Annotated in this window: 9 protein-coding genes; 4 read left to right on the top strand and 5 right to left on the bottom strand. The window is 64.8% G+C overall.

Annotated elements, in window-relative coordinates; all coding sequences use genetic code 11:
- Positions 1–25 precede the first annotated feature (25 nt).
- A complete protein-coding gene (gene clpB / locus BLV04_RS17640) occupies positions 26–2,620 on the top strand; it encodes an ATP-dependent chaperone ClpB (RefSeq protein WP_093035256.1) in 2,595 nt (864 codons plus the stop codon).
- A gap of 112 nt (positions 2,621–2,732) precedes the next feature.
- Here the strand turns inward: clpB and BLV04_RS24500 are convergent, their stop codons facing one another.
- Positions 2,733–3,173: a hypothetical protein gene (locus tag BLV04_RS24500; protein WP_139191958.1), complete on the bottom strand. Its 441-nt coding sequence runs from the start codon at positions 3,171–3,173 to the stop codon at positions 2,733–2,735.
- A gap of 21 nt (positions 3,174–3,194) precedes the next feature.
- On the opposite strand from BLV04_RS24500, the gene BLV04_RS17630 reads away from it, so the two are divergent.
- A complete protein-coding gene (locus BLV04_RS17630; protein ID WP_093035250.1) occupies positions 3,195–4,172 on the top strand; it encodes a PDC sensor domain-containing protein in 978 nt (325 codons plus the stop codon).
- A 139-nt stretch (positions 4,173–4,311) separates the two neighbouring features.
- Here the strand turns inward: BLV04_RS17630 and BLV04_RS17625 are convergent, their stop codons facing one another.
- The 3 genes from BLV04_RS17625 to BLV04_RS17615 all read right to left on the bottom strand — a co-directional run bounded on the left by BLV04_RS17625 (position 4,312) and on the right by BLV04_RS17615 (position 11,371).
- A complete protein-coding gene (locus BLV04_RS17625) occupies positions 4,312–7,401 on the bottom strand; it encodes a hypothetical protein (RefSeq protein WP_093035248.1) in 3,090 nt (1,029 codons plus the stop codon).
- Positions 7,402–7,506: 105 nt separating this feature from the next.
- Positions 7,507–10,863, bottom strand: coding sequence for a hypothetical protein (locus BLV04_RS17620; RefSeq protein ID WP_093035245.1), 3,357 nt, complete (start codon positions 10,861–10,863; stop codon positions 7,507–7,509).
- A 229-nt stretch (positions 10,864–11,092) separates the two neighbouring features.
- Positions 11,093–11,371 (bottom strand): hypothetical protein, encoded by a 279-nt coding sequence (locus BLV04_RS17615; RefSeq protein ID WP_093035242.1) that lies wholly within the window; start codon positions 11,369–11,371, stop codon positions 11,093–11,095.
- A gap of 191 nt (positions 11,372–11,562) precedes the next feature.
- Between BLV04_RS17615 and BLV04_RS17610 the strand changes: the two genes are divergently transcribed.
- The gene (locus BLV04_RS17610) at positions 11,563–12,567 is read left to right on the top strand and encodes a hypothetical protein (protein ID WP_093035239.1); all 1,005 of its coding nucleotides are present in this window, start codon (positions 11,563–11,565) and stop codon (positions 12,565–12,567) included.
- Positions 12,564–12,872, top strand: coding sequence for a polyphosphate kinase 2 family protein (locus BLV04_RS17605; protein WP_245731936.1), 309 nt, complete (start codon positions 12,564–12,566; stop codon positions 12,870–12,872). Before BLV04_RS17610 ends, BLV04_RS17605 begins: the two co-directional genes overlap by 4 nt.
- 393 nt (positions 12,873–13,265) lie before the next feature.
- Here BLV04_RS17605 and BLV04_RS17600 read toward each other — a convergent pair whose 3' ends face one another.
- Complete coding sequence (locus tag BLV04_RS17600; RefSeq protein WP_175534682.1) at positions 13,266–13,649, bottom strand: putative antibiotic biosynthesis monooxygenase; 384 nt, start codon at positions 13,647–13,649, stop codon at positions 13,266–13,268.
- Between the last annotated feature and the right edge of the window lie 188 nt (positions 13,650–13,837).

Below are 13,837 nucleotides of genomic sequence, written 5' to 3'. Positions count from 1 at the left end.
TATAAAAACTCAGGAGTCATTCACCGTGAGAATGGACAAGCTGACCGCGAAGTTTCAGATGGCATTGGCGGATGCGCAGAGCCTGGCCGTGGGACGGGATCACCAGTTCATTGAGCCGCTTCATCTGATGATCGCCTTGCTGGATCAGGAGGGCGGCTCGGTGCGTCATTTGTTGACGCGCGCCGACGTCAACGTGAATCGGTTGCGCTCGGCGCTGGGTGATCAGCTCGACCGACTGCCGACCGTGGAGGGCGCGGGCGGCGATGTCCATGTCGGCAACGATCTGAATCGGCTCCTGAATCAGACCGACAAGCTCGCCCAGCAGCGCAACGATCAGTATATCTCCTCCGAGCTTTTCGTGTTGGCCGCGCTGGAGGATCGCGGGGCTTTGGGCTCCGCCATGCGCGAGGCGGGCGCGAGCAAGGGCGCGATCGAGAAGGCGATCGAGGGGGTGCGCGGCGGCCAGAGCGTGAACGATCCCAACGCCGAAGAGCAACGCCAGGCGCTCGAAAAGTTCACCATCGACATGACCGAGCGCGCCGAGCAGGGCAAGCTCGATCCGGTCATCGGGCGCGACGACGAGATCAGGCGCACCATCCAGGTTCTGCAACGCCGGACCAAGAACAACCCGGTGTTGATCGGCGAGCCGGGCGTGGGCAAGACCGCCATCGTCGAGGGTCTCGCGCAGCGCATCGTCAACGGCGAAGTCCCCGAGGGACTCAAAGGTCGGCGCCTGCTCTCGCTCGACATGGCCGCCTTGATCGCCGGGGCCAAGTTCCGCGGCGAGTTCGAGGAGCGTCTCAAGGCGGTCCTGAACGATATCGGCCGGCAGGAAGGCAACATCATCCTCTTCATCGACGAGCTGCATACCATGGTCGGCGCCGGCAAGGCCGAGGGCTCGATGGATGCGGGCAACATGCTCAAACCGGCGCTGGCGCGCGGCGAGCTGCATTGCGTGGGTGCCACCACACTGGATGAATACCGCAAATACGTCGAGAAGGACGCGGCGCTGGAGCGGCGTTTTCAAAAGGTCCTGGTTGACGAGCCCAACGTCGAGGACACCATCGCCATCCTGCGCGGACTCAAGGAGCGCTACGAGGTCCACCATGCGGTTGAGATCACCGACCCCGCCATCGTCGCCGCGGCCGTGCTCTCGCATCGCTACATCTCCGATCGGCAGCTTCCCGACAAGGCGATCGACCTGATCGACGAGGCGGCCTCGCAGATCCGCATGGAGATCGACTCCATGCCCGAGGAGATGGACCGGCTCAATCGGCGTCTGATCCAGCTCAAGATCGAGCAGGTCGCACTCAAAAAGGAGTCTGACGAGGCGTCCAAGAAACGCCTGACCGATCTGGAAAGTCAGATCGAGCGGGCCGAGCGCGAGTTCTCCGATCTCGACGAGATTTGGAAATCCGAAAAGGCGGCGGTGCAGGGGACGGCGCACATCAAGGAGGCGCTCGACCGCGCGCGAATCGAGATGGAAACGGCGCGGCGCGCCGGCGATCTGGGTCGCATGTCCGAGCTGCAGTACGGGCGCATCCCGGAGCTGGAAAAGCAGCTCACCGCAGCGGCCGATGCAGAACAGGGCGAGAACCAGCTCCTACGCAACAAGGTCACGGAGGAGGAGATCGCCGAGATCGTCTCCAAATGGACCGGCATCCCGGTCTCGCGCATGCTCGAGGGCGAGCGCGATAAGCTGCTGCGCATGGAGCAGGAGATCGAGAAGCGCGTGGTCGGACAAGCCGAGGCGGTGCGTGCGGTGAGCGACGCCATCCGACGCTCGCGTGCGGGGCTTTCGGATCCGGGTCGGCCGATCGGCTCATTTCTCTTTCTCGGGCCGACCGGCGTGGGCAAGACCGAGTTGTGCAAGGCGCTCGCGGCCTTCCTCTTCGACACCGAGGAGGCGATGGTCCGCATCGACATGTCCGAGTTCATGGAGAAACACTCGGTCGCGCGTCTCATCGGCGCGCCGCCCGGTTATGTCGGCTACGAGGAGGGCGGCTATCTGACCGAGGCGATTCGGCGCCGTCCCTACAGCCTGATCCTGCTCGACGAGGTCGAGAAGGCGCACCCGGATGTCTTCAACGTGCTGCTTCAGGTGCTCGACGACGGGCGTCTGACGGACGGGCAGGGGCGCACGGTCGACTTCCGAAACTCGGTGATCGTCATGACCTCGAACCTGGGCTCGGATGTGATCCAGCAGGTCGCGGGCGAGGCCAACTATGCCGAGATGAAGGACGCCGTGATGGAGATCGTGCGCGTTGCCTTCCGGCCCGAGTTCATCAACCGGCTCGACGAGATCGTGGTCTTCCATCCGCTGCAGCCGGCGCAGATCCGGGCGATCGCGCGTATCCAGATCGACTATCTGCGCAAACGTCTGGCCGATCGGGATATGGGGCTGGAGGTCAGCGATGCCGCCTTGGATCATCTCGGCGAGGCCGGATTCGATCCGGTCTACGGCGCGCGTCCGCTCAAGCGCGCGATCCGGGCGCAGCTTGAAAACCCGCTCGCCCAAGAGATCCTGTCCGGGAAGTTCGCTCCCGGCGACTTGATCGAGGTGGGTCTGGAGAACGGCCAGCTCAGCTTCGAGCGGGTGTTGCAGGGGGAGATCCTATAGCGCTCGGGCAATGACCCAATGAAGAAGGCGCGAAGGGGTGGATGACCTTCGCGCCTTTGGAGTGACTTGTTTCGGATTGTCGGCCGGGACGTTCAGTCGTCGAACTGTGCCCTTACTCGATCGCCGAGGCGATGATCGGCCCGCCGATCTGTACGGTGCCCACGGGGGCGATCCGCGCCGAGACGACCGCGCTCGGATCGGGGGTCGGTGTGGCGTGAGGGTTGGCGACGACCAAAAAGGACGCGGTCAGAACGACGGCGCCGCCGACCGCGCGCGTGGCGACCTTTCCCGCATCCATCGACGCGAGTCGATCGCGAACTTGAATTGCTGCATCCATGACATTCGACACATCGGTTGCTGTTGGCATGCGCATCTTGAGTCTCCTCCGGGGTTTTTGTTCGTAGAGGGTAATGTCGTTGATTTCGAATCGAAACCAAACGCCTAATCCTTCCGATTCGGTCGGGATTTCGTTCGGATTTCTCGACGTTCCAGATCGGGACCTCAAGCACCATCGGCCCATCCGGTCCGATTCCGGATAGAATCCGGCCTTCACTCGAACCGGGAGATCCTTGCGATGAGCACAGCGCTCAAAACGGTCGTCGCACGCCAACGCATGCTCTTGCAGGGCCGTCTTGCGACCTCGCTGATACGGCTTGTCGAGCCCTGTCGCGCGGCTTGGCCCGATCGCGCTGCGTTGGAGCGGATCCTGGTCACGGCACTGCCGACGCTGGCCTCCGGCAAGTATCTCTATGTCCTCGACCGCGATGCGCGCCAACTGACGGCGAACGTCTCCCCGCAGGGCCTGCTGCCGGAGCATTGGGGGCGGGATCGGCGCGAGCGTCCCTACATGGCCGAGGCACTGGCCGGAGAGCGTTTTTCGCTGTCGCCCGTGTATATCAGCCGCAACGCCCGACGCCCTTCGCTCACCGCCATCCAACGGATCGAGGACGAGGAGGGCGCACTGCTGGGCTATCTCGGTGCCGACTTCGATCTGCGCGAGCTTCCGCTCACCCGCGAGCTCTACGAGCAGCCGGAGCAATGGCTCCAGCTCAAAGGCGATCCGGCGATCCGCGGAGGGCTGTTCGATCAACAGCGCGTGGAGAGCCTGATGGACGGACACATCGACGAGATCCTCGCGCTCATCGTCGAGCTGATCGCCGCGCACGGCGTCTTTCACGGCAAGCTGCATTTCTCCAGCTCACGGGCTACCCTCTGGCTTGTCGACGACCCCTTTCGGTTCCGGATCCTCGACTACGAGGATCTCGCCGATCCGGGCACCTGTCTCGCGTATCCCCAGCGCCCCTATCCGCTCGATGCGGCTATTCCGTTGGACCGGGTCGCCGAGGTCTTTCGCACCTTCCGGGCGCTGCGCTTCATGGACGAGAACATCTATCTGCGCTCCGGGTCGCTCAACATCTACAACGGCATCGTCGGGCTGAACTTCTCGTGCGATGGCTCGCACTACATGCCGTGGGACGACTTCCTGCACAAAAGCCTGGATTTCTGGATCGGCACGGGCGAGTCCTGCGCGCTGGATGGTGGCGGCGCCTGATCTGTCGGCCCCGTCGAGCGAGGAACAGGCGCCGGAGGCCGATCCGACCGTGGCCGTGTGGTCGATGATTTGAGATTGAAGCCGGTTGCTTATGTACCACCGCAGCGATCGCAGTTAAGCGGTTGCTTAATAATGGCATTCAGGACCGCAACACCATATCGGCGGGACATTCCCCGCACCTGGCCCATTCCGGCGCGAACGCCGTGCTGTTCAGGCCGTTGATCCGGACCTGAGCCAGCGGGTGCGGCAGCGGTGGCATGACGATGATGCCGCCGGGCGGCATGACCAAATCTCCCTCCAGGGTTATCCGCCAGGTGTCGGGTGCCTCCCGACGCAGGCGGTAGCTGAGTCGGCCGTAGTGGGTCGGAAGGTCTCGCACCTCGATCTGCCCGCCTTCGACCAACCATTCCGCTGCGATTCCCGCAGCGATGACGAGACTGTGGTCGACCTCGCGCTCGTAGGCGAACAGACTGCGGACGGCGAGGATGTACTCGGCGCCGATCCAGCTGTGCGGCATGTCGCCGATGAAACTGGGGCCGAGCGGATCGCGCCAAGAGATCTCGGGCCATTGGTTCCAGGGCCCGATGCGGCGGTCGGCGAAAAAGAACCGCAACAGCTCATGCGCCTCTTGGCGTCTTCCGACGCGCACCAGCGCGCCGATGATCCGGATCTCGTAGGCACTGTAGTTGGCCCAAGGGGTATCGCCGCGAACCCGTGCGCGAAAGCCCTCCAGATAGGTCGCGAAGGTCTGGTCGATGGCCGGGCGCGGCAGGCGGTGCAGCTCATCGGCCACCGAGATGGCGATGGCTGTCGCCGTCGGGTCGAAGTCCGCGAATTCCACCGAGCCGGGTATGAAATCCAGTGCGCGTTCCCGGATGACGAGGTTCAGCGAGGCGTACAAAGTGTCCTGGAAATCATCCCGCAGGGCCGCGATGCGCTTGGCTTGACGGCCGTCGCCGAGGATCTCGGCCATGGCGACGGCGTCCTTGAACCCCTTGACTGCCCAGAAATCGTCCCAGTACGCGTGGACCGGGTGGGCCATGTAGCCCTCGTGGCTCATGGACTCCGGCAGCAGACCGTAATAGGCGCGCTTCTCCGGTCTCCGGTACTCGGGGGTGAGTCGCCGGCTGCGCAGCGATTCCAGATAGTTCACCGATTTCAGGACCGCCGGCCACATCTCGGCAAGGAAGGCGCCGTCGCCGGTGAATCGGTAATGGTCCATGACCGCGAAGATCAACTCGCCCCAGCTATCGTACTCCGGCAGCCATTCGCAGCCGTCGCGATCGGCACAGTCGGGAAGGTTCCCGTCCGGCGTCTGATAACCGGCGTACCAGCGAATGAAGTCGCGGCCCTCTGCGGCACGTCCGACCCGCGCCAACGCAGCCGCCATCAGGGCGCCGTCGCGAATCCAGGCGCGCGAGTACCGGCGTGGTCCCGGTTGCAATGCCGGACCGTCGCGATTGATCAGGATATGTGCGGCCGCCGTCTTGAGCGTGTCCACCACGCCCGATGCCGCGGGCGGCAGGCGGATGTCGAATCCCCCCAACCGCTCTTCCCACTGATTCACCGCGATGCTGAACTGCTCCGCCCCGGATAGCTCGCCGAGCGGGCTGGCCGGCTGGTCCGGGTCCCGGGTGCCGAAGGGAATGGCGAGATAGACCTCCCGGACGGCATGCGGCGGCAGCTCCAGGTCGAAGCGCAACGCGCCGGAGGCGTAACCGAAGGCATCCTTCACAAGCTCCCGGGTCGGCAGGTCACCCGCTTCCAGATGCTCCGTGATCGCCCCTTGGTCAAAGGTTGCGGCGCCGAACTGGCTCGGTGCCGTGATGGGGATCACCGGCTTGCGGTCATCGACCCACAGGGTTCCCGACTTAAAGGCCAGCTCGCCGATCCGGCTGACACCGCCGAAGCGCTGCCAGTGTTGCCAGGTCGGGGTCACCTGGAAGGGTCGGATGGCGGCAAACAAGCGAACCCGGCGCGCCGCGTCCGAGTCGTTCGCGAGCCGGTAACGAATGAAGAGGGTGGATGCTCCGCAGGGTCCGGTCGCGAAGGCGGTGGTGTTCAGTGCCAGTTCGCCGGCCTGCCAGTGCGAGGAGGGGATCGGCAGGTAGCCCTGCTCCAGGGTCTGCGTCGGCGACACGTCGGCCCAGGTGATGAGCCGACCATCGACGTAGAGGAAGGGCTCGATGGAAAAGGCCCCCTTGTCGACCTCGACCAGGCCCTCCTCGTTGAAGAGGGCCTGGGTGACGTCCTCTCCGGTCCCGACCGGAGTCCAGTAGGTCTGCCGCCCCAGCAGGTATTTCGGGTAAAGCCCGGCCCGGGTGCGCTGCGCGATGGCGCTGAAAAAATCGTTGATGGATCGAGAGAAATCGTACGGCTGGACCTCGACATGGACGATGCCGAACCCCTCGCCTTGCCGGGTTCCCTCCAACTCCAGCGCGATGAACCGCGCGCTGCCCCCGGGGAGGTAGACATAGGTCTCCTCGCTCACCCCGTCCGCAGCCGCAAAGCAGGTTTGCCAGGCGTTCCCGTCGCCGGAGAGTCGGACCGTGCAGGCGTGGGGCCGCCGGTCCCGATCCCACCGGATCACCAGCCCGCCAAATTCGCGCTCGCATCGGAAATCGATGACCAGCCGTTGCGGCTCGGCCGTAGCCGCGCTGCGCCAGCCGTTGGAGGGGGAGGGATCCCAGACATGGCAGGCTTCGCATCCCGGCAGCGCGCTGGTGGCCTCCAGCGCCGGGGTCAGGTAGTAGCTGGTATCCGCGAAGCGCAGGTCTTCGATCCAGACATCGCCCTGCCCGCCAGGTCCGGCCGCGACCACCAGCTCGATGGCGGCAATGTCACGCGCCGGACCGCCGCCGAGCGGCCCCCAAGCGAATTGGATCTCGCTGCTCTTGATGTGCAGTGTCTGCCAGTCCGCAGGGAGATCGAACGACTCCACCCGCCAGCGCCAGACGTTCTGGTTGGATGCGTCGACCAGCTTAAATTCAAAGATGTTCCCGGGTCCGCTGCCGCGGATGCCGAAGCTGAAGGCGTAGCTCTCGGGCAGGCTCGGAGCGAACAGCTTGCGCGCGACCACGAAGCCCCCGCCGCCCTGGAAGTCGAAGTCCATTCGCATGGCGCCGCCACGGCGTCCTCGCTCCGGGGAGAGCGCCAACCGGGCCTGCCCGGAGGCGATGGCGGTCCAGCCGGACAGGTCCTCGAAGTCGTCCAAGATGTCGCCGTTCATTGGGAAGCCCCCGGTGCGTTTGACTGAAAATCGTCCTGGATGCGCGGCTCCCGAGCCGGTGCCGGGCCGCTCGGGCAGATACCGCCGCCCGGGGAGCGCATTCTACTAGGCGATCTCGATTTCGATCCGATTGCCGTCGGCAAGGAGCCCTGCCTGGAAGGTCTCCAGGAGGATCTCGGCCGCTCCCGTGCGGTAGGGCGAGACCCCCCGCGCAAAGTTGAGGGCAACCCCGTTGAGGGTCACGGCGATCGGGCCGCAGCCGGCGCTCCGGATGCGGTAGGTGACCTCGAACGCATGGCCGTCGAGCATAAGCGCAGCCTGAAGTCCATCCAGGCTTGCGGGAATAACCGGATCGATCACCAGCCGCCCCCGCTCCAAGCGCAGCCCGAGCAGGCAGCGCAGGATCAAGCCCATGCCGATCCCGGCCCCGCTCGAATAGACCCGCCAGCCGCCATCCAGCGGGATCTCGCCGCGCAGCGCCCGATCGTAGTCCGCGTAGGCCTCGTAGCGGTCCATGAAGGCCGCGTCCGAGCTCGAATAGTAGCAATTGGCCTGACGCGGCGTGGCGGCGGGGACGCGCTGGCGGATCCCGATGGGATTGGTCCGGCAGAGGGCGCGAAAGAACCGCTCGGCGTCGCCGTAACGCCACAGTGCCTCCGTGTAGCGCAGATGCGCGTGGGTATACATGAGCCCGATCTCGCGGCCGAAGAAGGAGCTGCTCTCCGCCCGCTGGAACCGCTCCTGCAATCCCCCGCGATAGGCCATGGGCCGGTCGAACAGCCGGGTTCCATCGGGGCCGAGCAGATGGGTCTCGATCAGGTCGAGATGGCGGCGCGCCTGCTCCGGGGTGAAGAGTCCGTCGATGATGGCATGCACCATCGCCAGCAGGCTGTAGGCGATACCGGTGTCCGGATCCCGCGGATGAAGTAGGTAACGAATGTCGGCCGGATCCTTGAAGTCGGCGAATCCCGTCAGGGTGTCGTCGACGATCAGCAGGCGCTGGAAGTCCGCCCGGACCTGCTCGGCCATCGTCCTGTACTGCACCGACTCCGCGTCGCACCTCAGATACCCGAAGGCCGCAGCCAGGGTCGCGAGGATTTGGAAATGCAGCGTGACGGTCCAGGCGCTGCACAAGCGCTCCCGCATGGCGGGGTCGACCGGCTGCAGGGAGTCGTTCCAGTCGCCGTGACCGTAGGCTGCCAGCTCGGTGTCCGGGATGCGGCGGTTGCGGATGACCCCGAGCGCACGTTCGAGATGCGCTCGGATCGGTGCGACCTCCGCCCGTTCATCGCCGTCGGGATGGAAGAAGGGGAGGTTCTCGTCCAGAAGCGCCTCATCGCCCGAGGTCAGCAGGTACTGGGCCAGCGCCAGCAGGGGCCAGAAGACGATATCGCCGTGGGAGTCGTCGGGCCGGATGCCGCGCTCTCGCTCGAAGAACATGAACCATTGGGGCCAGTCCCCGTCTGGATTCTGCTGTTTGAAGACACGCAGGAGAAGATCGCGGACAGGCTCCGGACGGCCGAGCGCCAGCAGCATCTCCACCGGCCCCTGGGTGACGTCCCGGGTGCCCCAGCCGCCGCCGGAATACTGCTCCAGACCCCGCGGGCTGAGATAATGGATCAGCGCGTTGTTCGCCAGCCAGGGGATGATCTCGGCCAGGCGCGCTGTCTCCTCGGCCAGCGGGCTGCCGAGGGGCGGGTGAAGGCGCAGCCCGCCCGTGATTCGGCTCCAATAGCGATCCTCCGGCAGCAGCTCCGCCTCGGGCTCGGACACCAGGCGGCCGGTGATGCGAAAACCGATGGAGCGGGCAGGCTCGCTCACGAGGCAGAGAAACGGCTGGCCCCGAGACCGCCCGTCGGCAAACAGCAACTCGTCCCCGCCGATGCGTTCGAGTCGGGTTCCCGGCAGGAGGTCGAGGCGGAAGCCGCCGTCGGGAAAACGGCGGCCGACGTCGCACTCCGGGATGGGGCGGATAAAGAACCCTTGGTCGTCCTGCTCATAGATCACCGGCACCGGGTCCGAGCCGTCGTCTCCGTTGATTGCCGCATGGTTGGAGAGCAGGAAGCGCAGGGGGGCTCCTTCCAGGACCTCGACCGATAAGAGGAGCTCATGGCGGTCGGTGAAGGCGAGGCTCTCGACCCGAATCAGTCCGCCTGCGTGTCGGTAGTACCAGCGGCAGCCCTGGGGGTTCATCTCGAAGGCGGAGGGGCAATCGAGGAGCCGCCAAGCGCCGTCGATCTCGATGAACAGCCTTTGGCCGTGCGAACGGAAGAGGCCCAAGTAGCCGTGGGTGGTGGAGAGCAACCGATTGATGCTGACGTGACCCTGGGTCACCATCGAATGGAAGACGCCCGCCATCCAACAGGTCGAGGTCAGGGCCGCTTCGTCCGGGGTCAGTCCGCCGCCGGTGCGCAGGATCTGTCCGTGAGGGCGCAGCACCTTCAGCTCCTTGGCCCGCAGCGCGACGTGCGAGTGCTCGTCCACGAAGAAGGACAGGGGGCGGCCGTCCTCCCGTTCCACCTCCCGCAGGCGGGTTCCGAAGAGGGCGGCGATCCCTGCATCCGTCAGATCCTGCGCATCCAACAGCGGCGCCGTGCTGAACAGGCTCGCGCCGGGGCTCCTCCATTCGCCCGAATCAGGGGCCGGCGCCGGCACGGCCTCCGGCAGGGCGAGCGCCTGCTCGACTCGGGTCAGGTCGGTCGCCGCGGTCGCCTCGGGATGATCGGCCTCGAGCCAGCCGAAGAATCCCCGCGCGACCCGTTCACCCGGCTGGAGCTGCACCGGCGCGTCCTGGATGGCGGCCATCGCGTGCTCATGCTGTCGGCGAATGCTCGGTAGACCGGCGGTCAAGGCCGCCGGGCTCTGACCCGCCCGCGTCGCGAGCCCGTAAACCTGCAAGGCATCGGTCGCGTAGCCGACGCCTTCGCCCAGGGAGCCGATCAGACACCAGGGGTTGCGGCCGCCCATGGATTGATTTTGTCGCGAGGCCAGCACCAGGCCCCGCTCGGGATGGGCCAACGGAGTGTGGTCGAGATACTGGCTGACGTAGTACTCGTTGAGGCGCACCGCCCCGTAATGGGCCAGCGCCAGGTCTTGCGCATAGACCAGATCCAGCGTGGCCACGGCGTCGCCGGTGTTCTCCAGGGCCAGATGCCAGAACCAGGCGGGCGCCGTCTTCGCCAGGACGAGCGAGACGGTGAAGCGAATGTCCCGCCAAGTGCCGGCCAGCGCTAAACCGCGGCTGTCGCACCGCACCTCGGCCGGACTGCGCGGACCGAGCAAGGGAATGGACTCGACGGCCTCCCCGAGCCGGCGGAGATAGAGGTTTGCCGGACCGCCTTCCAGCTCGTTGCCGAGGAAGAGGTTGAGCATGAGGTCCTCGTAATCCCAGCGGCGGATGGAGCCGTTGGCATTCACCTCCACGGTCAAGCCGGAGGGGCTTTCGAGGCGGATGGGGTACATGTCGGGCTGGCCCTCTTCGTTCGTTGTGGTGCCGATCACGACGGCCGGGAGACGCGAGAGCAGGCGGTGCGAAACCAGGCCCGTGTGCCCGAAGGGAGTCGAGGTAACGCCATCGATCTGATCGAATATGTTCGTGGTGGGCTCGCGGGAGGCGCCGACGGGCGCATCGCCGGCTGTTTGCCCGATAACACCCGGGAGCCCCTTGCTTGGGTCCGGCGAGCGCGCATCTCTACGCCGATTGCTCGTTCTCCAATGCCTTCTTGGTAATCTCCTGGTACAGCGCGATCGCACGCGTGTAGAAACCCTGCACGTCCGGGCGCTGATCCACGTAGCGCTTCATGTCCTCCGCATCCTCGAAGACCGCATGAAGATGGGCGAGGTCGGTGTCGTCGAGTCTCTCGCCGCGGTCGACCTTCGCCTTGATGTCGAGCGCGCGCGGCAGTCGAAACTTCTCGAAGCGATCGAGAATGGCAACGATCACACCGTCTTGGTGAGAGGTGTCGGTCATGGTGCTCTCCCGGGAGATTAGGTTGATTGCGTTTTCGCGCCGATCGAAGCGGTCTCCGGAGACCGGATGCTTGCCTCCGAGCAGATCGGCGCGTGACGGGCCGAGAGCAAGAGAATACGCTTGCGCCTGCGAGATCGGAACTCTTGAAAGGCAAGCCTCGATACGTCGGTTCAGACGGGGAGATCAGCGGCATGAACCTGTTTCAGTCCATCTTCCGCGGCGGCGAGTCACGCGGACGCTATCCCGAATCGCTGATCGAGGCGGCTATCGAGCGCGCCGTGGAGGGCACGGACGCGCGGCTGCGGTTGCTGCCGGGTTACCGCAAGCGTCTTCGGGCGCCGGTCATCCATGCGATCGATCAAGTCGTCGCCCTGGTGGACGCCATCCCGGCACCGCTGATGGCCGGGCGTCGCGAGCACGGCGAGGATCCTCGTCTGGCTGCGGTCTTCTCGTCCGCCGCGGACATGCTCGGGATCTTCGGACGGGATCCCGCCCTGACGGCCTTTCTGGCGACGCCGGAGGGTGCTGCCGCCGAGCGGGTAAGCGGCCTGCTCCTCGCCGAGCGTGTGGAGCGAAACATCCTAGGCATGGATCTGGTCGGCGATCAGGTGCGGCGCGATGTGCCGCAGGTCGCGGTCAGCTTCACCGGTCATCGACTGTTGGATCCTCGGGCCGGCGAGGTCGAGATGCGCCGTGCCTTGGAACGGCGAGCCTTCGATCATCTGCTCGCCTTGGCATTGAACCGGATCGCCGAGGTCCGGGTGGAGCGTGAGGATCTGATCCGCCAGCGCGACCTGCTGCGCCGCAAGCGCGCGACGCTGGAACGCGGAGGCTGGACCTTCGAGGAAGCACAGGGCGCGCCTCCCGACCCCGCTGCCCTCACGGCCGATCTGGATGCCATCACGGCTCAGCTCGCGGTCTTGGGCGCGGATGATGGTGTCTTGCGGGCGCATCTCGGCATCGTCGCCGACTCGCTCGCCGAGGCCGAGCGCCAGTTCTGGGCGGAAGAGCTCGACCTCTCGCTCGATGCGATGAATATTCGGCGCGATGCAGGAGAGCCGTCCGCTCGGCACATCGTCCTGAAGGAGTTGCACAACGCGCGCGGGTGGCGGCTCGTGATGCTGCCACTGATGATCACACCCGCCGAGATTCCACCGCGCGAGGATTTCGTCGCAGCGGCGGAGCGCTATCTTTGAGATCGAATTCGGAGCAAACAAACCACTTTCTGCAGATGACCCCGCTGGTCGAGCGGGCGATGGTGGATTCCGGGATCATCCTCTTCAAATACTGGCTCGAGGTCAGTCCCGAGGAGCAGACGCGCCGATTGGAGGGCCGCATCGAGGACGGTCGCAAGGTCTGGAAGCTCACGCCGATGGATCTCAAGTCCTACAGCCGCTGGTACGATTATTCACGGGCGCGCGACGCCATGTTTGCGGCGACCGACACCGCTTGGGCGCCTTGGTACGTCCCCCCTCGGACGACAAGAAACGGGCGCGGCTGAACATCATCAGCCACCTCTTGGGCCGGGTTCCGTACGAGGAGCTGCAGCGTGAAAAGGTGACGCTGCCCAAGCGTCAGAAGGCTGAGGGCTATCGTGAGCCCGACTACCCGTTCAGGGTCATACCCGCGAACTATTGATATAGTCCAGGCCCGGATCGGCCCTAATCCGCGCCAGGACCAGAATTGAACGAATAGCCGACATGCTTCCCTTAAGCACACAATCGGCCACAAGTCGTCGCACGTCAAGTCAATCCGAGTGACTCTTCAACGCGCGTAGCGGACGCACGCGATCTCGCTCCCAATAGCGGAATACGGCCCGTTTCGGACCTCGCACGTCAGGGATAGCACTGCGTTCAGCGGCTTGTTCTTTGTATTGCTTTGTTAGGCTGCACTGTCAATTGAAAAGCCACCGCTGCATCAAGCGGGTGTAGCGCGGCATGACTACATAGACCATAAGAAAAACTATTACGGCAGTGACCGCAAGTGTTGTTAGCAACAGGCTTTCAGAAACCCCAAACAGGCGAAGCACGGGGGTGACAAAATAAGGCACTCCAAGGGCCAGTGGATAGATAGCCGACCAAGTAATCAGGTACTGCTTCCAACGCTTTGGTATTTTTGCTTTGGCACCGGCGGGGGTGAACCAGAAATCCAAACCGCTGCTAATGTAGAAGTCGTCGGTTCCGGCAAACAGGGGCTCAACCTTTGATATGAGTCGCGCGCGCTCGCTCGACGCCATCCAGCTCTTGAGGTGATCCGTCGTATCGAACCGGATGATCACTGTATAGGTCTCTGTTACTCCCGCGATCGGCCGCACTATGTGCCAGTCCAAATTGCCTGGTGATGCTCTACAAATTGGAGCAATCTCGTCTAACCCATCCCATTACACACATCTCATGAATCATGAGCCTGTCGAGCATATCTGAGCCCCGCGGCGAAGTCCGTGACGCGTTGCAGGCCGAGCCAAAT

Source organism: Thiocapsa roseopersicina (assembly GCF_900106925.1).
GTDB classification, from domain to species: domain Bacteria; phylum Pseudomonadota; class Gammaproteobacteria; order Chromatiales; family Chromatiaceae; genus Thiocapsa; species Thiocapsa roseopersicina.
The sequence above is the reverse complement of the archived record's forward strand: the minus strand, read 5'-3'. Positions and strand labels throughout refer to the sequence as shown.